This window comes from Paenibacillus eucommiae (assembly GCF_017874215.1).
Taxonomy (GTDB): Bacteria; Bacillota; Bacilli; order Paenibacillales; family NBRC-103111; genus Paenibacillus_AI; species Paenibacillus_AI eucommiae.
In genome coordinates, this window is sequence record NZ_JAGGLB010000024.1 from 1 (window position 1) to 20210 (window position 20210).

The window sequence follows — 20210 nt, forward strand, 5'->3', positions numbered from 1 at the left end:
GCTCATTTGGATATTTTTTATTTATATAAAATCAACTTAATTTCCAATATTTGATATTTCCATAAAATTGGAAGCATAGTGGGGCAAGTTTAGACTGCGGTGACCATTAGCGTACGTTGCGATCTCGTACCCCGATGCGTACTCGTTCAGCCGGGCCTTCAGCCAATATTATAGATTTCCCCCCTCTCGGACTCGGGATCTCTGAACAGCCGCCCCATCGATTACGTTCATCTTAGCAGAGGCGGATAAGAGACAAAATGGCATAATGTTTCGGAATTCGGATTGCATTTTGTGCGGTGGGAATCAGCCTAAAAACGAACGTATGGTCGCATAAAAAAAACTCCCCGATGTAATGAGGAAGTTCATGTATGTACCTGCTTCGTTTTTAATCAATCGTCTAACCTCAATCCCCCTTATAGTATCGACTCTGCACGAATTTCTCCACGGCTTGACCTCTTGTTTTCACCCCATATTTCTCATATATTTTCCTTTGATAATTATCTACGGAACGCTTGCTTGTAAATATGGCGTCGGCTACTTGTTCAAGCGTAGCACCCTTCACTATCATGGTCATAATCAGAATTTCATCCTCAGTCAGAACTACTTCCTGTAGGGACTGATTAGGCATCATTTTGATCTTCTGCAGAATAGAGCGCGGCAGTACAATGTGGTTTTCCAGAATGCAGGCAATCATATTTTTGATGGATGTATGCCTCGTGCCTTTAGAGATAATGCCGCTGACCTCAAAATCCAGCAAATGATTAACGAAAGCGGAAACATCGACTCCGGTAAAAATAACGATATGTATATTAGGGTTCTTCCCCTTCACAATCCTGGCAACATCGGTACCCACCATATCCGGAAGCTGGTAATCAAGAAAAACCATGTCGGGTCCATACTGATCAACTAGCTCGATGCACCTCTGGCCATCATTGGCTACACCGACAACTTCAATGCCTTCGATTTGATCCAGGAGCTGTTTAGTCGCTTGAGCCATCAAGGGATGGTCATCCACAACGAGAACTTTGATAACCTGATTCATGCGACTTGACCTTCTTTCATTGGGAGTGTTACCGCTAACTTCATTCCGTTTCCTTTACTCGTACTAAGTTCAAATAACCCGTTTAATGACAACACCCTGCTTTTCATTTGCTCGATGCCTATGCCTGAAGAACCTATTTCTCTTACAGCTGTATGATTCGAATCGAAGCCACGTCCATCATCCTCATAGCTTAGCACCATCATTTGCCGCGCACAGATCAAGGTAACCTTGACCCGCGATGCCCGGGAATGCTTCTTGGCATTGTTAATTAACTCCTGGATCATGCGAAAAATATGCAGTTTCCGGTCCAAATCCCATTGCTCAATCTGGTAAGCGTTCTTGGCATCCAATTCCAGTTCAAAAGGACTAACTGCCATTTCAAAATCAAACAGCTTCTCAATCGTCTGGATCAGTCCGACCTCTTTCAATAAGTAAGGATGCAGTTCAAAACAGCTTTGCCGCAGGTTCGAATTAATGACATCAATATATTCAATCATATTAATCATCTTGGCCTGATCAGCACTGCTGAACATATACTTTTCGAGTAGAGAGTGCAGTCTTTCCTTGAAAAAAAAGAGATCCTGCATAGTAGTATCATGGAGCTCTGTTGCAATCCGCACCCGCTCCTTTTCCTGCAGTTCAAACATTAATTTACGGAACCAGACGAAGTCAGTCGCTACCTGTTCATTCGGCATATTAGAAGCTAATTGCTGCAGTTTCATAGTCAGCTTACGGATCAGATGGACATTTTCCAAGCTGACGGCCAAATAAGTAATGATGAGACTGAGCCAATTCCTCTCTTCCGTTCCTAGCAATGTCATTGTTTTTTTCTGGGTCATGATCAGATAACTGGTGTACTCCTCCTGCTCGTTAATCTCAAAACATGAGTACTCCTCATGTTCCAGATCCCCAGAAGTAATGAGCAGCTCCACCTCCTCAACATTAATATCCCCGTGACTGATCACTTCGATGGAATCGTTATGCTTATATTTTAAAGCAATAGCCCCACCGAATACCTGCAAGGTATTCACCAAATCAACCAATATAATCTCCTTTAACCCACGAAAGCTTGTGATAGACCCCAGCCTCTTCGATATGTTGCCCAGCCCGGATTGTAGTTGATACTTTCTCGGAAACATGACCGGCTCCAGCTTGGTCGTAAAGTATTCGAAGGAATATAAAATGAATGTGAAAATACCAACGAATAAAATGAAGATAACAAGCAGTCGCTCCGCAGTTGCTTCATGTGGCAAAACAACCCGGATAATGCCTACGAAAAGTCCACTTGGAAGGATAGAAATAACTGCCGCTAAAAGAATTCTGCGTAAAACCACGTCGATATCGTATAGTCTTTTGGTAATAATCAGGTAAGCAAACGTTAGAGGTAGAAAAAATACAAACCACCCCATAACAAAGGGATCTACGATTGGGTACCCTCGTATAATTTGCGGGATAAACGAAAAAGAAATGATAGGCGAAAATGATATAATTAATGCCACCCAAACACTTTTAATTATAGTAGATACATAAGTTTGCTGCTTTCGATACTTCGTATACATCCAGATAAGGAAGAAGAAATTACCTACTAATCCGATTACAAAGGATAGCATTATTTCCTTTGATATAAATTGGTATATGTAATATGTAACCTCGGATGTAGTAAAATATGATAATGTTGCAACAAAATTACATCCAGCAAATATATAAAGATATTTAAGAAATTTGGTGGATATTTCAATATTGCCTTTCTCTTTGAGAAAAACTATAAAGAAATGCAAAAACGTGATTGGAATTAATATGATAAGAACACTAATACATATTTTTCCTAATGCATCACCCCGAGTAGAGGCGCTTAAACTCAAAAATGTTATGCCAATATTTAATAGCACTAATGATAAATATTGTGCTGACCTGGACATTGGCATTTTTATGTAAAGCATATAAGCGATGAACAGACTAAAGAAAGAGACAGATATGGACAATAAATCATTGCTTGAGTAAAAAGATTCACTTTTAAAAGATACTTCAAATTCCTTCTCTTCCCTTGCAGCAAGGAGCGTTTTGGCTTGATCAAGTGTTTTCCACTTTATTATGGAAGAGAATGTGCTAGGATCAGAGCCATTAACTTCTTTAATCACATCTCCAATCCTCAGATCATATTTGAATGCCATATTTCTTGTGTCAAATTTGTCTATTACCCAATCTCCCCCTTTATCTCTCTCAACTATAATTCCTATTACTGGCTCGGATATCGTAAAGTAGATTAACCACAACGGAATTAGTAAAACTGCTAACAGCAGCAATAGCTTTAATTTCTTCACAGCCCCCTTCTCCCCCTTTACTTTTATATGATTAATGGTATAAAGTGTTAATATAGTTTATATTTCTCTAGAATCGAGGTGATGAAATGAGTACAATGGTATGGTCTTCCAATTTGCAACATTTGACTAAACAATTAAAGAACATAGATCTAGAAAGCACTACTGCTAAAAGATTGATGGAAGCGTTAACTCTTTCTGAAAAAAAAGCAGTAACTAGCACTTTTGCAAAAAAGAATGACGAAGCGAATATTAAGAATGGCTACTGGGTTTAATCTATTGAATATTTTACCAAATTAAAAAGAGATTGTATATTGGGTCTATGTACCCTAATATATAATCTCTTTTTAACGTCTGGGCTTAAGAGAAACAAAATAAAAGAGGCACTCAATGATTATTTTCCGCCCAATCCTATGATAGGCTGTGCAGCATCTGGCTTACCTCCACTTGCTGACACCATAATATTATTGTTAACATAGAGTGTATCGTGTTTATTTCCTTACCCCACTATAATAGAATAGATATTAATAGATATAAACCTTTATATGACAGCAAGGAGCTTTGTGATGAGTGCTACTCCTGCTTTAAACGATGAGCAATGGTTGCAGCTGCTTGAGGAAGTGGCTAAAACTTTTAATGAGGTTACCCTTAAACGAGGGTTTACTTATTTTAAACAGCAGCTTGTAACATCCTTGAACGTTTCTAAGGATCGCGTAGTTCAAGCAAATGTAACAGGCCCGGAGGATTGTAGCGTTACGCTGCGCTTGAACAATTTCAGTTCCAGTTCCTGTACTTGCCCCGCCCAAGCCTCCTGCAAACATCTGGCGGCAGTTATAATGGAGATGGCGGACCGGTTAGGCTACCCAGCTTCCCAGATTGTGAACCCCAGGCAGTTTCTCGAGCAGGCAGCTTCGGCGGCTTCCTCAAAATCCGCGATCAAGCAATTGCCTGGCATGGATGTTGTGGGCTGGCATGAATTCCTGAACCAATATACGGCTCATATTCAATCGTCTTATGATCAGGAAGCTTATGCAGCCGCTCTGCGGGATCAGGCGGAGCATATCCATAAAGCGAATGTCCCTTTTTCTGCGATTGACTGGATCTATTTCGAACTGCATCAAGAATTGTTCATCCTGCAAAAAATAACAGAACAAATCGCTCAAAGTAGTGCAAATACCTACACTTATCTTGCACTGCGCAAAAAATACGATGAAATGCATACCTGGTTTCTGCTGAAATCAACCCACTTTAACTTCAGAATCTCCCCTGAGCGTCTTCAACAAACGTTGGGTTATATAAGACTGCAGATGGCCAAAGAAACCGGTCATAAGTATCTGAATTTCAACCTTTATACGGCGATGTGGAAGCAGTGGATAGCCCCCTATCCCGATACTGACCAGTGGGCAGCGCAGGAAATCAACGATATAGAGAAGCATCATTCTGGCTCCAATTCTGATTCTATTTCTGCTTCTATGTCAGCGGCGAAGGCTTTTTTGTACCTCAATCAATCCAAAAGCAAAGAAGCATGGGCAGTTTTAGAGGCGGGCGGTGGGTTGGATAAGGTACCTGCGAGTCTTTTTCTTTTTTTCCTGAATCATATTTTCGACTCCCAGGATTGGACAAGCTTGTTGGAATGGTTAATTCATACTTCCTCTTCATTCTATGGCCAAAGCGCCACGGAAATCGATACTTATTTAGGTTATTGGAAAGAAGCGGTCTCTCATTTGCCTGAAGCGGATCAGCATTTGTGGAATGTTCTGGAAGGCATGCTTCCCCATTCAACCCTGTTTATCGAGGAACGGCTCTACGAGCAGCATAAATGGAAGAGTTGGGTGGAGATGCAGATCCTTCAAGACCGCAGTCCGCTCTACCATCGGGTCAACGTTTTGGAGCCCATCGAGAAGGAAGACCCGGCGGTTCTTTTGCCCTATTACCATCAATCCATCGAACACTTTGTCGCTCTTAAAAATCGGCATGAATACGAACTAGCGGTTAAACTGCTAAAAAGGCTAAAAAAAGTGTACATGAAAATGAAAGAAGTAGAGCGTTGGAATAATTTTTTTACCAGTTTTATAGATCGGCACAGCTGGCTAAAGGCATTGCAGGAGGAAATGAGGAAAGGAAAACTTTTGGAATGAGCATAAAATTAGTTGATATGTCCATGCACGTGATCCTAACTGAAAGCGGGGATGCCTTACTATGGGGATTTCAAGATGGAAAAGAGGTTCCCGGAGATAAATTCCGGCAATTATTGTTCGCTTGGCACGAGCCATCCTGCTATGGAACAATCCTGGAGCTGCAGCAGGCCGGGGATCTGACACTAACAGTCCTCCCAGTGGAAATGGTGCTTCCTTTCTTCGCTGAACCAAATTTTATGGACATCCTCCGATGGGAGGGCGGAAATGCCGCCACCAAAGGATTGCTAAGGGCAGCACCGCTGCTGTTCAAAGAAGCCCAAGAAGGCCGCTACTCACCAAGCTATAGCTCTTTCCGGAATGGGAAGCTGCAATGGACATGGGAAGCTGACGCCGAAGGGCTGTATGAACTGGATTGGGAGGCGATGCAAAGTCTGGACATCTCCAGCGGCAGCATGTCGGGCTTGCGTTCCGCTTTCTCTGCCGCTGTTACCTCAGCGCATTATGCGGATGAAGGCGCCATGTCCGAGCTTCAGCGGGACTATCCTGCGCTGTTCCAGGGGCCGCGGAATTCCGACGTCCAGATAGATGCGTTCGCGGAGGAAGAGTGGCTTGCAGCACTTGGCTGGAAGCCGGACACGGCCCCCTTCCGCCCTGCTTTGCAGCTGCTAGAGCCGGATGAAGAGCAGGACGAATGGCGTCTTCGTTTGGTTTTACAGGATAAAACCGAAGCTTCGTCACTAGTTCCCATTCGCCTCACTGCAGACGGACAAGCTTTCGGCTTATGGGACAGCCATTGGAGCCCTTATATCCATGAGCGCTCCGCGGGATGGGCATCAAGGCTTGCCGCAGCGCTTCCAAGCGAAACGGATTCCGACGAGCTCTTCGCTGAGCCATTAAGCGATGAGGCTGCCTGGCACTTTCTGAGCACGGACAGCCGCCAATTGCTTAGTGACAACTGGATCGTTATGCTGCCCGGGTGGTGGGAGGATGCCTCCAAGCGGAAGCCCCGCCTGCGCGCGCAGGTTACTTCCGAAGCCGGCGGCAAAGGTCCGTCTCTGTTCGGGCTAAATGCCATTGTCGATTTCGACTGGCGGGTATCCATCGGTAATTCGGAGCTGAATGAAGCGGAATTCGCAGAGCTGCTGAGCCGCAAGGAGAAGCTGATCCGTTTTCGTGGTGAATGGGTCTTCCTCGACCCTGCACTGCTCGAGCAGATCCGCAGAATCATGGAAAACATGAAGCCGGAAGATGGCTTGTCCTTGCAGGATGTTCTCCAGCTGCATCTGATAAGCGAACCGAAAGAAGGGCAAGAGAAGGAGAATGTGAAGTCTTCGGGGAGCCGCTCTACAGCTGCTGAAGCAGATGAGGACAACGAAGATGACCGGATCAAATTGGAGGTTGAGTTAAACTCGCACCTCTTGGCACTGTTCAAACAGCTTGGACAACCCTCGGCGTTACCAGAGCTTGACGTGCCTGCCGGGCTGCGCGCAGAGCTGCGCGGCTACCAGCGTGAGGGCTTCATATGGTTAAGCTTTCTAAGAAAGCTTGGGCTTGGCGCCTGTTTAGCCGATGACATGGGGCTCGGTAAAACCGTTCAATTCATCACTTATTTGCTGCATCACCAAACCGGGTCCGAACAACCTGCCCTGCTCATCTGTCCAACTTCTGTGCTTGGCAACTGGCAGAAGGAGCTCGCCCGCTTCGCTCCAGATTTGAAGGTTTGGCTCCATTACGGAAAGGGCCGGTTAAACGCTGAGGAGATGTCTGCCGTATTAAAAAATACGGATATCGTCATCACTTCCTACACGACTGCGTTATTGGATCAAGAGATCCTGCAGGAAATCCGCTGGAGCTCCCTCTGTTTAGACGAAGCCCAGAACATCAAGAACGCCCAAAACAAACAATCCGCTGCCATCCGTTTATTCAAAGCGCAGCACCGTATTGCGATGACAGGTACACCGATCGAGAATCGTCTGTCCGAGCTGTGGTCGATCTACGACTTCCTCAACCCCGGTTACCTGGGGAATTCGCGCGGCTTTCAGCATCGGTTCGCTAATCCCATTGAGAAGCATCACGACGATGAGCGAACAGCGCAGCTCCAGAAGCTTATCAAACCCTTCATGCTGCGCCGGCAAAAGAAAGACCCGGCAATCCAGCTGGATCTGCCGGACAAGCAGGAAACAAAGGTCTATATCAACCTTACCGCCGAACAAGGGGCCCTGTATGAGCAGGCTGTCAAGGATCTTATGGATCGGATGAAAAATCTGGAGGGCATTGAGCGAAAAGGAGCCATTCTCGCTGCTTTAACTAAGCTTAAGCAGCTATGCGACCACCCCGTGCTGCTGACGAAGGAATCTGCGCTCGCAGAGAATACCCTGCTCTCCGAAGAACGCCGGGAATCGTTCATTACCCGATCCGCCAAACTCGATCGGCTCGTTGCCATGCTCGATGAGCTCAGGGATGAAGGAGACTCCTGCCTGATCTTCACCCAATACGTAGGCATGGGCCGCATGTTGGCCGACATACTGAGCGTACACCGGAGCGAGCCTGTGCTGTATCTGAACGGCAGCACGCCCAAGGCAGAGCGTGACAAGATGATCGACACCTTCCAAGCCGCAGACGGATCGGGCCCCGGCATCTTCATCTTGTCGCTAAAAGCAGGTGGAGTCGGCCTCAACTTGACTGCAGCGAATCATGTATTTCATTTCGACCGCTGGTGGAACCCCGCCGTCGAGAACCAAGCTACCGACCGCGCCTACCGCATGGGACAAAAGCGCAACGTGCAGGTACACAAGTTCATTTCCCTCGGTACCCTGGAGGAGAAAATCGACGAGATGCTGGAGAGCAAGATGAGCCTGAGCGAGAACGTAATCTCCACCTCCGAAGGCTGGATTACGGAGCTCTCCAACGAAGAGCTAAGCGATTTATTTGCACTTCGGCAGTCGTGGTGAATAGTGATTTAATGATTTAATAGACAACCACGTCTGTAGGCACACTAGATTGAATATTTTACATCCGCACAACTTCTATATCATCATGTAAAATTGTTCATAATCATCATATTTGTTCACAATTGTTCATAATTGTTCATAATTACATTTAATTCCAAATAATTAGGAGGGCTATAAGGGAAATGAGGTCGATCAAACGAATACGGCTGCTGCTCTACATGGTACTCATGTTCTCGGTGCTTACTTGGGTACTCACAGGATGCACGGTTTCGGAGGTAGTTCCGGAGGGGACGCCAGGAGTGGTGTTGGAGTCTCCCCCATTAACTGGCACACCCGCCCCAACGCTCAGCAGTGAGTTTGAAGCGTTGGATCATGGCGACGGTGAGCTGGACGAATTCCGGGACATAGCACTCCATTTACTGGAACACGGAGAACTACCCGACTACTATTTAACCAAAGCCGAAGCTCGTAAGCTTGGATGGGTAGCTCAGGAAGGCAATTTGCACGATGTTGCTCCAGGAACATCCATTGGCGGCGATACATTTCTAAATCGGGAGCGGCTTCTACCAACAGCAAAGGGAAGAGTTTGGTATGAGGCGGATATTCACTACTCAGGGGGAGCAAGAGGAGCAGATCGGATTCTGTATGCCAGTGATGGACTGATTTACATGACAAGAAACCATTACAAAACATTTACCCGGATGGACAGAGGGGAGAATTGACTATGCGTATTGTGACACTGAACAGCGAAAAAATTAACAATGCAGCGCAGTTCCACGAGTTGTTAAGACTGGAGCTCGGCCTTCCGGAGTGGTATGGATGCAACCTGGATGCATTGTGGGATGTTCTGGACGGGTTCGTCGGGCTGCCACTATTGATAAGGCTCAGTGGTATGCCCCTAGTCCAAAAACCGGAACTAAACCCTGAACTTACCCCAGAACATAACAAAGAACATAACAAGGAACATTCACAGGCTAACACTGAGATTATAGCAATTATTCAATTGCTGCAGGAAGCCGCTGCGAACATCGATGGGTTTGATTTTGAACTGGTTTGACATTCCTTGAAGCTATGGATACATTGGAATATTAGAGTCAAGATGAGTCAAGATGCTCAAAAATCAAAATGAGTTCTTGAAAATTGGTTCTGCATAAAAATTAGCGCTGGACTCAACAGGCTACAGGGATCAGTATGGTGATTTGGCATCGGTAATTCTTGAACCCACTAATCTACGCATGTATAGCAAAGCTTACGGACATCACAGCCGTTATTCATAATAAAATCGCATGATTTGAAAGGACTACGGACACAGAAGCCTTTATTGAGGCTTTTTTCTCTTGTTTGGGCCCGATTCTGGGCAAATAAGGTATCTCATGTCCGTATGTTCTAGAAATGGCCTCATTTCAGAGAAATAAGGTATCTCATGTCCACTACGGCTTCGCTTAAACTGTCCTTAACCTGCCTAAAGACTATTTCATCATCGGAATCTGGCCAGATCCGTTTCTGTTAACTCAATCTACTTCATCAAACACTTATTTCTTTTACTTCTATTACATCCTTTACACATACCGCGCAAGCGCCGCTTGATACACCCCCTTGGTCCTAAGTCCAATAAATTTATCTACCGGTTCGCCGTTATAAAATAAGATAACGGTCGGCATAGACATGACCCCGAATTCAGAGGCGATCTCTGGTGATTCGTCGCAATCCACTTGCAAGATGGATAGACGATCCCCCTCTTCACGTTCCAATTCTTCAAGAATTGGAAGTAACACTTTGCAGGGTGGGCACCACTTCGCACCGAAATCGACAAGTGTCACTCCCTTCTCTCTAATAGCACTCCGAAAAGTTGTTGAGCTGATGGTCTGCAAACTCATTTTCATTCCTCCGCTTCACTGATTTTTCCATTCATCCAAATCGACTGTATGTGTTCCTTCAAATCCTCTACAGATTCAGACCCTAATGACTGTCGATTCGTTTTCATTATAAACCCTGACATTAGTAACAGGGTCAAGAGTTAATTTCACTTTACTTCAAAAAAGGAAGACCAGAGCGGCGGCCCTGATCCCCTAATATTTCCTCAAATTTTTCAATAACGCTATATATTTGTCCATGCTTGCTCCAGGCTCGCCTCCATGCTTACCCAAATTCCTTACTTATTTTTGTGAACAATAAAAGATATCGAAGTCCCAGAGCCCGGTTTGCTTTTGATTTGAAGTCCTTTTCCGTAGTGCCGTTTTAATCGAAGATCCGTATTCAGCAGGCCGACTCCCGACCTAATGTCCGATCTTCTTTCCGGCATTCGTTGCAGGATCGCTTCATCCATCCCAACGCCGTCGTCTTCTACCGATATCTCTGCATAAGTGTCATAATCCGAGATCCGAATGAGAATCTTTCCTCCCCGGGAACGCTGCATGATGCCGTGCCTTACAGCGTTTTCAACCAGGGGCTGGATCGTGAGCAAAGGGATTTTCAGCTGCTTGCATTCGTCTATCTCCCAGGCAACTTGCAGCCTATCGTCAAATCGTTCCTGTTCAATAAACAGATAGGAGCGGATGATACTTAACTCATCCTCGATGGGTGCGAGCTCATCCATATTTTGAAACTGAAATTTATCCCTCAAAAATGTACCGAATACTTCAATCAGATTGCGCATCCGATCCAAATCGATTTCGCTTAAAGCTGCAACTGCATTCAAGGTGTTGAATAAGAAGTGAGGTTGTATTTGTGCCTGAAGCCATGTGGCTTCCATCCTCAGCCGCTCGCGCACGGATTGTTTCACTTCGGTTAGCGCTCTAACTCGTGACCTGATTTCCAACGCATCCACCGGTTTCGTCACATAATCGTTGGCGCCGGATAGGAAGCCGTTTTCGATGTCCTCAGGATGACTCCTAGCCGTAAGGAGCAGTATGGGAAGTTCCGTTAGCGTGAACCGTTTACGAATCGTACACGACAACTCATATCCGGACATTTGAGGCATCATGACGTCGGAAATGATTAAATCCCATTCCTTAGAATCCAATACAGCCAATGCTTTTTTACCGCTCGTTACCGTCATAATGTCATATCGTTCTAAGGAAAGAATCGTTTCGAGCACTTTCAGGTTAACGGGATCATCGTCTACGACTAATATTCTGGGGCGATCAGAAAGAATCAGCGGTTGCGGCCCAGAGTTGGCATCAAGCGGTGCGGAAGAAGCAGCCAATGTAGATTCCGCAATAGCAATCGTTGTAAGAACTCCCGCCTCTGTTTCTTCTTGCGAACCGATCTGCGAACCGGTCTGCCCGGCAAGCTGTAAGGTAAAGACGAATTCCGAACCTTGACCGGGAACAGAACTGACCTGCAGCGTTCCTCCATGCAGTTCGACCAGTTGTTTGCTGATGCTAAGTCCGAGTCCAAATCCTCCCTCGATCATCGTCTTGCCAGGGTCTGCCTGTTCATAAGGCTCGAACACACGACGCATCGTTTCCTCGTCCATGCCAATGCCCGTATCCGAGATCACAATGGAGGCTCTCCCGTCCTTCACATCCCCCCGAATTGAAACTTCGCCTTCGTTTGTGTACTTCACCGCATTGTGAAGCAGATTAAATATGATTTGTATAACCCGGTTTTCATCGGCAAATACTTGCGGGAAATTGTCAGGAATATGATCTACAATCCGTACCGGCTTTCCTTCCGTCATAAAACGGAGCATATCCAACACGCCATTTGTTATCGTCTGGATGGAAAAGCGGCGGAACTGCAGCCGGGGGACGCTTTCCTGCAGCCTCATTGCATCAAGCAGGTCGTTTAACATCAATGACATTCGGCGTCCCACAGATAGAACCGTCCCTAAATCCTTGATGCTTTTTTCATTTAGCGAATGCTGCTCTCTTTCCAGAACCGCTTGTGAGATGCCTAGTATGCCATGAAGCGGATTTCGCAGCTCATGCGACGTATTGGCCAGAAATTCATCCTTGAGCTTATCTGCTCTTTGAAGCTTCGCCGCGAGCTTTTCGGTTTCGAAATGTGCCTGAAAATAACGCCTGAACCAGACAGATGCAAAACAGGCCGTCGATACAATCAGATCAAACGGATAATAGACAATTTTGATTCCTGTTAGCAGAAAAAATCCCCACCAGGCAAAGCTGCTCGTGAACGCGACAACAGACATCAGCAATAAAACATTATCCTTGATATCCTTAATGGACGTACGAAGCATGGAAACCATGGTTATTAGAATAGAAGCCCCAATGGTCAACACATACAAAGGCTGCAGCACCACAACATACTGGGCAGGCAGGAGCAGCGCCAACAATGCAGCAATTCCACAAAAAATAACAAACACCGGAAAAATTTTGCGCCAATACGCGGACAGCTGGTGTTTCACACATTGAAGAAGAGCGTATGCTGCGGTAATTAAAGAAAGATGGACTAACTTAAATCCCCATTCAAAATTAATGTGCAGCCAAAAATGCAATATTTTTTCTTCGCTCCCAAGAATATTTGCGAACATCACACTGACGGCCACCAGGGAAAAATAAAGCATTCTCTTCTCCCGGGTTCCCAACAGAAATAGTATAAGCGCATATACGGCATGCATCAGAAGTACAACCGCCACCAGTTGCTGCATCGTCACAGACAGTTGTATCTCCCGGGCAATCGCAGACTCCGTACCGAACTTGATCGACCGGATGATGCCGCTACTACGAGGATCATTATAATTTGCCGCCTGGACAACAACCTCGATTACGCTGCCTCCGTTCGCTGAGAAGGAGGATGAGTAAGGAATATTCCGTGCAGCATGCTCCTTCTCATTCTCCCCCGGCTCCCCCGACTTGGCGAGCAGCCTGCCATTTACATACAAAGCCGACGAGCTTCTAACGCTTGGAATGCGAATGCTGTAGTTTAAATCATTTTCTGGACTAACAAGAATTCGTAAACGATAAGAACCATAACCATACGGAGTGTTATCTCCTGGCTGCAAGAAAGCATTCCAGCTTCCTGGAACTTGTATCAATTGGGGATTTCCCACTAATGGTTCTTTGGAATTTTCATTATTTATCAGCCATTCATGAGGATAAAATTCCCACTGGCCATCTAATGTAACAGTACGACCTTCACCAGCATTCCAGTCTCGCAAATCCAGCTGCCCATTCACAGCATTCAGGTGATCCGTATTTTGAAACGACACAAGCCAAAGTATACGCGAGCCTGTCAGGATGATAATAAACAGACCTAATATTAATAAAATGTTTCTTTTTTCAACTTTATTTAGATGAATGGACAAAGCAGCCTCCCTTAAAAGTTACCAACCTAGCCAAGTTAAAATCACAAAGAGGTTAAACCAAATTTTAACATACCATATCACAATCTTTTTTGTATAGACTAGATACTGGAAAAATAGTAAGAAAACCGCCTTGCGGGACTGTTGACAAATTACCTTTTTGACGAAATTGACGTTTGAGAACCCGCATAAACACTGGGTATCTAAAAGTCATTTTTCGTAAAATTGGCTTTTGTCAACAGTCCCTTGCGGCGTCCTTTGATGTGCGTGTTCGTGACTTGGATGCGTTACCGAGGGAATGGCTGTGGGCTCCAGCCGCTGTTAAAGATTTGTTCCTGAATGGAATCGATGAGGAGGTAGGAACAAATCTTTAAAGGCGGACGCTATCGCTCTTCCTCACACAGCCATTCCCTCTCTCAGCTACAATCGCACGAACACCAACCTCAAACGGACAGCCAGCAAGGTTTTTTCTCTTGATTGGAGGAGATTTCCTAGCGGGCAAAGAAGCTGGGGATGAAGAGCAGCAACTTTACCGATGTTTTCATCGCAAGACTTTCTTATCTGGCAAAAAAAGACCAGGAATCGCTCCAGGCCTTTTCATATTCCGCACTACTTATAGCGAATCAAGAAATTCATGGTACAAATCCAGCACGTCAGATAGGTTCACTTCTCCCTTGCACAGCACCTGACGGATCCTTGCACTTCTTTTGTCACCCGGCTGCAAGTTTTCACCGAATAAATTTAGATAGGTTGCGTTATGCTTCATGATATCGTCCTCTGTATCCGGACTTGCATAGGTCACGTCGATTGCCAGACAATGCTCCGGATCAGTCATCTGCACGACATATCCCTCTTGGCTAGCCATAATCGCTATCGGTCTTCCGTAGCACGGACCAATCACATGATGAGCGATCATTTGGCCTGTTGCCGCATCTGCCCACCTGCCATCCGTTCGAATATGCGCTGCCTTCTGATCACGCGGCAAACAAAAGTAGTAGCCCTTAATATAAGGGTGATCCTCCATTTTGATTAACCTCATATCAGCATCATCATTTTTCCCCGGCCAAGAAGAGATAACCGCAAAGGGCTCCCATGAAAAATCAAAATAGGAAGATATCGATACTTCATAGCTTTCCAACTGCTGCAGCGCTTCCACGGACAAAGTGAAATCCAAAACAGATTCATTGATTGCTTCATAGGTGGCGACCATATTGCAAGGATGTGCATCTTGCGCTTCCCATTCCAGGACAAGCCGATTGCTTGCAAAGCTAGTCACCCGAAAAGGTTCGTACCGGGCTACGCCCATCAACTTCCCTGAACTCATCAACCGGTAAACATTGAGTCCGAAATAAGGTTCCCTGATTAATTCACCTGATATTTCTTGCATTTGCAGGGATACAATACCATGACGCTGTTGGTCCGCACCCAGAATAAGGCGACTTTCTGGAAACTCGATCGTGTACCGATTGTCGTTATTTTCCGCTTCATGCGCTTCATACATCATAGACTGCATCCCTCCTCTTGCTGGTCTATTCCAAGCCGCATACCAATGAACCCGATAAAACTAGATTTCTCCGCCATATGTTTTTCCTCCCAAAAATTCCACATTGCCTCTCGGCTTAAACTCTACTGTAGAGTATGGTACCTCACTACATGGGGGAAGTCTTTATCCTTTTGGTTATACTTTTTGCACTGAAGAGGATTTATTTAATTACAGGTAGTCAGGCATGACTAGTGAAGTCAACTTTTGAATAATTTTTCGTATACAGATTCAGCCATCGTTAGGAGTTCCATGCGAAAACCGTCCCCTTCAATTTTTGAAATCATTTGCCGGGCTGTTTCGAAATTCATCGTTACTCTGCCTGTAGTTTCAAAACCTTCCGGTATTAAGGCATAATTCTTTACTTTAGCCATAACGTAAACGGTATAGGTATCCGTATTTTCCCAATACCAGGCAGCAATAGGTACCCTCCGAGACTCTAAAATAATTCCGGCTTCTTCAATCGTCTCACGATCTAAAGCCGTGTGAATATCCTCATTATCTTCTAACCTTCCCCCGACTGTAGTTAGAGCTTTTTCATTCTTATCCCAAACCATCACTATCGACCCGTCGTCAGTAATAGGTAAGCTGTGTATGCCTGCAATTTTTTTATCAGTAGGAAAATCCCCATTTAATGGACGAAGCATTCTATCCCTCCTAATGTATGAATCTTTAAGTAATTCATTATAAAATTGGGATATCCTTCTTAAATTAGTTTGGCCGGAAATAATAAAGAGAGGCAATTTGCCCCTCTTTACTTATCTTTAGGTCATGAATCGGCTGGGTATCGGGCATTTCCTGCAGTACTCAGCAGCTATTTCGTAAAATAGACAGCAGGTTTGGCGAATACCCGTCGCCTCCTCCACTGGGGAACCCATGACCGTCGAGCCCATAAATCGGGACAGAGGGTTCCGGGGTTCGCCAAACAAACTAGCAGGCGCCTTGTGTGCGATATAATCAAAATCATCGCAAATACGCTGTTTAACCAAACCTATAGCTGTACCATCGCTTTCTTCCAAGCCATCCTCGTACAGCGGAACAATCCGGACGGCCGTATTTTCCCATAATATCGCCATCGGCACTCGTCCAACCTCTGATAGAGAGCGAAATATAGGAGACAAATGGCCGGCAAAAATATCATGCAGTACATGGTCCCGCCATTCCTGCCTTTTACCGGCAGCCGGTTCAGTAACTTGCAAGCCGTTCAGAGTGAGATCGGGAAACCGGGACTTTTCCTGATCGCATCCGCTGTAATCTGGCGATACCAACCGGCAATTCCCGGACGATAGTCTCAAGCCTTTATCATACATCGTCATCGCATATAGGACCGGAGCAACCGTCAGAAAAGCATATCTCTTCGCAAGCATAGACGCCGTTACCCTTCGTGAAGGGGCTCCAATGTAAGCCATCAGCCAGTCCAAATACCGCTCGCACTTTTCCCTCTCCAGCAAATCGACCGGTGACAAAGATTGAATGAATGGACGGGAGTTGTCGTATAGCGAAAGACTGAAAGAAGTCGACAAGCTTTCCCATTCCATTTGCGTCAGTGAAGCCGGCATATCAGTGTGTACCCAACAGTGCTTCTCCGACCTGGTCCACTATCATATTAATGGCGATCGGCCCATAATAGGCAATCCATAAGGTTGAATCTACTGTGTACACATGATTCTGTTTGACTGGTTCGAGAGTTTTCCATGTCGTTGTGTTTTGAAACTCCTCTACCAGTTCCTTGAACATGTCATCCTTCAGCAGAAAGTAATGATCAGCGCCTACATCCGCCAGAGCCTCCAATGGAATGTGATACGCTGTGTCTGTCTCTTTACCCACTGCTTCCGGAACCTTCAAGCCCAGATCATTATACAAAATAGCTCCTGTGCGGTGCCCGGGTGTATGTACACGGATCGAATCGTTCCGCGGCCGAATTAATGCGACGGTTTCCCCGTTAAGCTTGGCCGCAAGGTCTGCCTTCAGCTTGGCGGTCTTATCCTTGTATGCCTCCAGCACTTGCTCGGCTACCTGGTCTTTGCCCACGATTTTACCAAAAGTGATTAGCGTCTCGCGCCAGTCCTCGTCAAAGTCAAGCATAATGGTCGGTGCAATTTTGGATAAACTATCATATATTTTTTCCTGGAAGCCCGTACAAATAATAACGTCAGGATTCATCGCCGCAACAGCCTCAAGATTAGGCTCATCCCTCGTTCCCAACACTTTAACATCTGTGAGCTTATCCATTAAGTACTCCGGAAAATCTGAATTAGACCCGGCCGCGGTTACGCTTCCAGCTGGCTGCTCCTCCAAGGTTACCAGTTGGTCCACGAATTTGGTGTCAAGAACAGCAATTTTCTCCGGCTTCTGCTCTAGCGTTAAATCCCCTTTCAAATGCTTGATAGTTACCGGAAACTGCGTCTGTGGAGCTTGGGTAGAACTTGCCCCTGCCGAAGCTATTGGAGACGGGGACACCGTTGATCCCTTCCCGCTTGTTATATTCCCTGTCCCAGTACTGCTGGAACATGCCCCCATAAATAGCATTAAACTTAACATGAAACTGACAACTAACATTGCCCTTGTACGCCTCATCACTTGCATATCTCCTCCGCTCGTGTATTGATAATGATTTTCATCATCAGAAACACTATACGAAAGAATACGCTCCGATCCAATGGAAGTTTGCGACATGCCTGATGCACTTATACGACAATTGCGCCGGTATTGAATAGGAGAGACTCCGCAATATTTCTTGAATGCGCGGCTGAAATAATAGCTGTCTGTATAACCTGCCGCCTCGGAGATCTCCCTGAGCGGAGCGTTTGTATTTAACAGCATGGCTTGCGAGTGATGCATGCGAATTTGGATTAAATATTCCATCGGGCTGATGTGAAGCCTCGCCTTGAATTGCCGCTGCAGCTGCCTGGCCCCATATTGGAGAACAGAAGCCAGCTCTTGGAGGCTGAGAGGCTCTGCATAATGCTCCTCCATATAGCGGATGGCTTGTTTTACAAGGTCAGGACGGGTTACCTGCCCTCCGCCATAGTTATGAAACTGCTGCAGCAGCTCATATATCAGTTGATGGAACAGGGCCCTCACATGAAACTTCTCCAGTTGAGTCTCCACCTGCCATTGCCGGTGCATCTGCTCGATCCTCGTATAGAGACTGAGTGGATAGGCAGGGGCAAAACCATATTGCACCTGGAACGGATTATTTTCCTGGTACAAGCGCAGTAATTCCTGACGACATGGAAGTACTATAGCTGCTTTATAGAAAATTAAATAATAATCCAGCTCTTCATCGACTTGCACAATATCCAGCGACGCACCTTTGCCAGCATGACAAACATAGCAGCAGTTGACGATATGCTTGAATCCGTCGATGAGCACTTGTGCCTGGCCGCGGTCGATGAACAAAAAAGCGCTCGCCGGCAAATGGGCACGCATGCTTTCTCCAGGCTGTATAACGGCTTGCCGGATATCCAGCACTCTAATGGCTGCATGATTCCATAACGGCAAGTGTTCCAGTAATTTCATCCCTCTCACCTTCTATGCACCAGACTCTTTTCTATTTTTGATTATATCAACAATGATTCTCATTATCAAAATGATTTTGAGAAGGCAGCTAAGGCTTAAAAAGCGCATGTCAATTATGGTATAATAAAAAGAAATGGAGTTGATTATCAGATGACGGATTTGCTTGACCCTCGGAACGATTTCGTCTTCAAACGAATTTTTGGAAGTGAAGAGAATAAAGATGTGCTGCTGGCTTTCTTAAATCGCACGTTTACCGAGTCGGGTGAGCCGCCGCTAACGGAAATTATTCTTTTAAACCCCTATACAGATAAAGATGCTCCGCTCGATAAACAATCCATCTTCGACATCTGGGCTAAGACAACCGAAGGGAAATTAATAAATGTCGAGATGCAGCTCTTCAATAAATACGATATCGAAAAACGTACACTCTACTACTGGAGCAAGCGCTACTCCAGCCAGTTGCAAGAAGGGCAAACCTACAAGGAGCTGAAAAAGTGCGTCACCATTAACATTTTGAACTACTCGTTCATTGCCAATGACCGTTATCATAATGTATACCATCTGAGAGAAGACCATACTGGCATTGAACTGACCGATGAAATAGAAGTGCATTTTTTGGAGCTGTCCAAACTGGACGATCAATCGGTTCCGGTGGAAGGTGGTTTGATTAACTGGCTGTTGTTCTTGAAGGGCTCGGACAAATCGAATTGGGAGGTGCTCAAGATGAATGAACCAACTTTGAAGAAAGCCATGGATACGCTGGAGTTTCTCAGCCAGGATCGGGAAGCTCGCCGCTTGTATGAGAAACGGCAGAAGTATTTGCATGATGAGGCTTCTATGATTGAGTGGGCTACGGAAAAAGGGATGGCTGAAGGCATGGCAAAGGGCATGGCGGAGGGTATGGAGAAGGGAGAACATAAGAAAGCACTTGAGATTGCCAAGAACATGCTCTCGCTGGGAATTGAAGTTTCAGTTATCGCCAAAGCAAGCGGACTATCTGAATCCGAAGTTGAATCGTTAAAGCCGATTCACTAATTCTCATCATTTGGGAGGTGCTCAAGATGAATGAACCAACTTTGAAGAAAGCCATGGATACGCTGGAGTTTCTCAGCCAGGATCGGGAAGCTCGCCGCTTGTATGAGGAACGGCAGAAGTATTTGCATGATGAGGCTTCTATGATTGAGTGGGCTACGGAAAAAGGGATGGCTGAAGGCATGGCAAAGGGAGAACATAAGAAAGCACTTGAGATTGCCAAGAACATGCTCTCGATGGGAATTGAAGTTTCAGTTATCGCCAAAGCAAGCGGACTATCTGAATCCGAAGTTGAATCGTTAAAGCCGATTCACTAATTCTCATCATTACAATTCACCGCCTTCAGCGGAGTATTGTACCAAAGCAAAATAATCGCCCTGCCCCTTCAGAAAGGACAAGGC

At 45.6% G+C, this 20210-nt stretch carries 14 protein-coding genes and 1 pseudogene; 7 read left to right on the forward strand and 8 right to left on the reverse strand.

Features of this window, described 5'->3' with window-relative positions; all coding sequences use genetic code 11:
* Window positions 1-403: 403 nt before the first annotated feature.
* Window positions 404-1042 carry a response regulator transcription factor gene (locus J2Z66_RS28025; protein WP_209976052.1) on the reverse strand — a complete coding sequence of 213 codons (639 nt, stop codon included), beginning with the start codon at window positions 1040-1042 and terminating at the stop codon, window positions 404-406.
* Window positions 1039-2451 carry a sensor histidine kinase gene (locus J2Z66_RS28030; RefSeq protein WP_209976053.1) on the reverse strand — a complete coding sequence of 471 codons (1413 nt, stop codon included), beginning with the start codon at window positions 2449-2451 and terminating at the stop codon, window positions 1039-1041. Before J2Z66_RS28030 ends, J2Z66_RS28025 begins: the two co-directional genes overlap by 4 nt.
* Window positions 2452-3449: 998 nt before the next feature.
* Here J2Z66_RS28030 and J2Z66_RS28035 point away from each other — a divergent pair.
* The 5 genes from J2Z66_RS28035 to J2Z66_RS28055 all read left to right on the forward strand — a co-directional run bounded on the left by J2Z66_RS28035 (window position 3450) and on the right by J2Z66_RS28055 (window position 9506).
* Window positions 3450-3635: a hypothetical protein gene (locus tag J2Z66_RS28035; RefSeq protein WP_209976054.1), complete on the forward strand. Its 186-nt coding sequence runs from the start codon at window positions 3450-3452 to the stop codon at window positions 3633-3635.
* A 291-nt stretch (window positions 3636-3926) separates the two neighbouring features.
* The gene (locus J2Z66_RS28040; RefSeq protein WP_209976055.1) at window positions 3927-5498 is read left to right on the forward strand and encodes an SWIM zinc finger family protein; all 1572 of its coding nucleotides are present in this window, start codon (window positions 3927-3929) and stop codon (window positions 5496-5498) included.
* Window positions 5495-8449, forward strand: coding sequence for a DEAD/DEAH box helicase (locus tag J2Z66_RS28045; protein WP_209976056.1), 2955 nt, complete (start codon window positions 5495-5497; stop codon window positions 8447-8449). The genes J2Z66_RS28040 and J2Z66_RS28045 overlap by 4 nt, the downstream gene beginning before the upstream one ends.
* Before the next feature lie 182 nt (window positions 8450-8631).
* The gene (locus tag J2Z66_RS28050; protein ID WP_245375897.1) at window positions 8632-9171 is read left to right on the forward strand and encodes a ribonuclease domain-containing protein; all 540 of its coding nucleotides are present in this window, start codon (window positions 8632-8634) and stop codon (window positions 9169-9171) included.
* A 2-nt stretch (window positions 9172-9173) separates the two neighbouring features.
* On the forward strand, window positions 9174-9506 hold the full coding sequence (locus tag J2Z66_RS28055; RefSeq protein WP_209976057.1) for a barstar family protein: 333 nt from the start codon (window positions 9174-9176) through the stop codon (window positions 9504-9506).
* A 502-nt stretch (window positions 9507-10008) separates the two neighbouring features.
* Here J2Z66_RS28055 and J2Z66_RS28060 read toward each other — a convergent pair.
* The 6 genes from J2Z66_RS28060 to J2Z66_RS28085 all read right to left on the reverse strand — a co-directional run bounded on the left by J2Z66_RS28060 (window position 10009) and on the right by J2Z66_RS28085 (window position 18777).
* A complete protein-coding gene (locus J2Z66_RS28060) occupies window positions 10009-10326 on the reverse strand; it encodes a thioredoxin family protein (protein ID WP_209976058.1) in 318 nt (105 codons plus the stop codon).
* 275 nt (window positions 10327-10601) lie between these two features.
* The gene (locus J2Z66_RS28065; RefSeq protein WP_209976059.1) at window positions 10602-13718 is read right to left on the reverse strand and encodes a hybrid sensor histidine kinase/response regulator; all 3117 of its coding nucleotides are present in this window, start codon (window positions 13716-13718) and stop codon (window positions 10602-10604) included.
* Window positions 13719-14328: 610 nt separating this feature from the next.
* Window positions 14329-15219 (reverse strand): hypothetical protein, encoded by an 891-nt coding sequence (locus J2Z66_RS28070; protein WP_209976060.1) that lies wholly within the window; start codon window positions 15217-15219, stop codon window positions 14329-14331.
* 236 nt (window positions 15220-15455) lie between these two features.
* Window positions 15456-15902 carry an NUDIX hydrolase gene (locus J2Z66_RS28075; protein WP_209976061.1) on the reverse strand — a complete coding sequence of 149 codons (447 nt, stop codon included), beginning with the start codon at window positions 15900-15902 and terminating at the stop codon, window positions 15456-15458.
* A 117-nt stretch (window positions 15903-16019) separates the two neighbouring features.
* Window positions 16020-16814 carry an IucA/IucC family C-terminal-domain containing protein gene (locus J2Z66_RS28080; RefSeq protein ID WP_209976062.1) on the reverse strand — a complete coding sequence of 265 codons (795 nt, stop codon included), beginning with the start codon at window positions 16812-16814 and terminating at the stop codon, window positions 16020-16022.
* Window position 16815: 1 nt separating this feature from the next.
* A complete protein-coding gene (locus J2Z66_RS28085) occupies window positions 16816-18777 on the reverse strand; it encodes an AraC family transcriptional regulator (protein ID WP_209976063.1) in 1962 nt (653 codons plus the stop codon).
* A 150-nt stretch (window positions 18778-18927) separates the two neighbouring features.
* On the opposite strand from J2Z66_RS28085, the gene J2Z66_RS28090 reads away from it, so the two are divergent.
* Window positions 18928-19812, forward strand: coding sequence for an Rpn family recombination-promoting nuclease/putative transposase (locus tag J2Z66_RS28090; RefSeq protein WP_209976064.1), 885 nt, complete (start codon window positions 18928-18930; stop codon window positions 19810-19812).
* Window positions 19813-19823: 11 nt separating this feature from the next.
* A pseudogene (locus J2Z66_RS28095) lies at window positions 19824-20126 on the forward strand (Rpn family recombination-promoting nuclease/putative transposase); the annotation flags it as partial.
* Between the last annotated feature and the right edge of the window lie 84 nt (window positions 20127-20210).

Bases quoted from the DNA above. Each gene is read 5' to 3' on its own strand.
- J2Z66_RS28025 (WP_209976052.1), bottom strand. From the start codon at position 1,042: ATGAATCAGGTTATCAAAGTTCTCGTTGTGGATGACCATCCCTTGATG.
- J2Z66_RS28030 (WP_209976053.1), bottom strand. From the start codon at position 2,451: ATGGGGTGGTTTGTATTTTTTCTACCTCTAACGTTTGCTTACCTGATT.
- J2Z66_RS28035 (WP_209976054.1), top strand. From the start codon at position 3,450: ATGAGTACAATGGTATGGTCTTCCAATTTGCAACATTTGACTAAACAA.
- J2Z66_RS28040 (WP_209976055.1), top strand. From the start codon at position 3,927: ATGAGTGCTACTCCTGCTTTAAACGATGAGCAATGGTTGCAGCTGCTT.
- J2Z66_RS28045 (WP_209976056.1), top strand. From the start codon at position 5,495: ATGAGCATAAAATTAGTTGATATGTCCATGCACGTGATCCTAACTGAA.
- J2Z66_RS28050 (WP_245375897.1), top strand. From the start codon at position 8,632: ATGAGGTCGATCAAACGAATACGGCTGCTGCTCTACATGGTACTCATG.
- J2Z66_RS28055 (WP_209976057.1), top strand. From the start codon at position 9,174: ATGCGTATTGTGACACTGAACAGCGAAAAAATTAACAATGCAGCGCAG.
- J2Z66_RS28060 (WP_209976058.1), bottom strand. From the start codon at position 10,326: ATGAGTTTGCAGACCATCAGCTCAACAACTTTTCGGAGTGCTATTAGA.
- J2Z66_RS28070 (WP_209976060.1), bottom strand. From the start codon at position 15,219: ATGATGTATGAAGCGCATGAAGCGGAAAATAACGACAATCGGTACACG.
- J2Z66_RS28075 (WP_209976061.1), bottom strand. From the start codon at position 15,902: ATGCTTCGTCCATTAAATGGGGATTTTCCTACTGATAAAAAAATTGCA.
- J2Z66_RS28080 (WP_209976062.1), bottom strand. From the start codon at position 16,814: ATGCCGGCTTCACTGACGCAAATGGAATGGGAAAGCTTGTCGACTTCT.
- J2Z66_RS28085 (WP_209976063.1), bottom strand. From the start codon at position 18,777: ATGAAATTACTGGAACACTTGCCGTTATGGAATCATGCAGCCATTAGA.
- J2Z66_RS28090 (WP_209976064.1), top strand. From the start codon at position 18,928: ATGACGGATTTGCTTGACCCTCGGAACGATTTCGTCTTCAAACGAATT.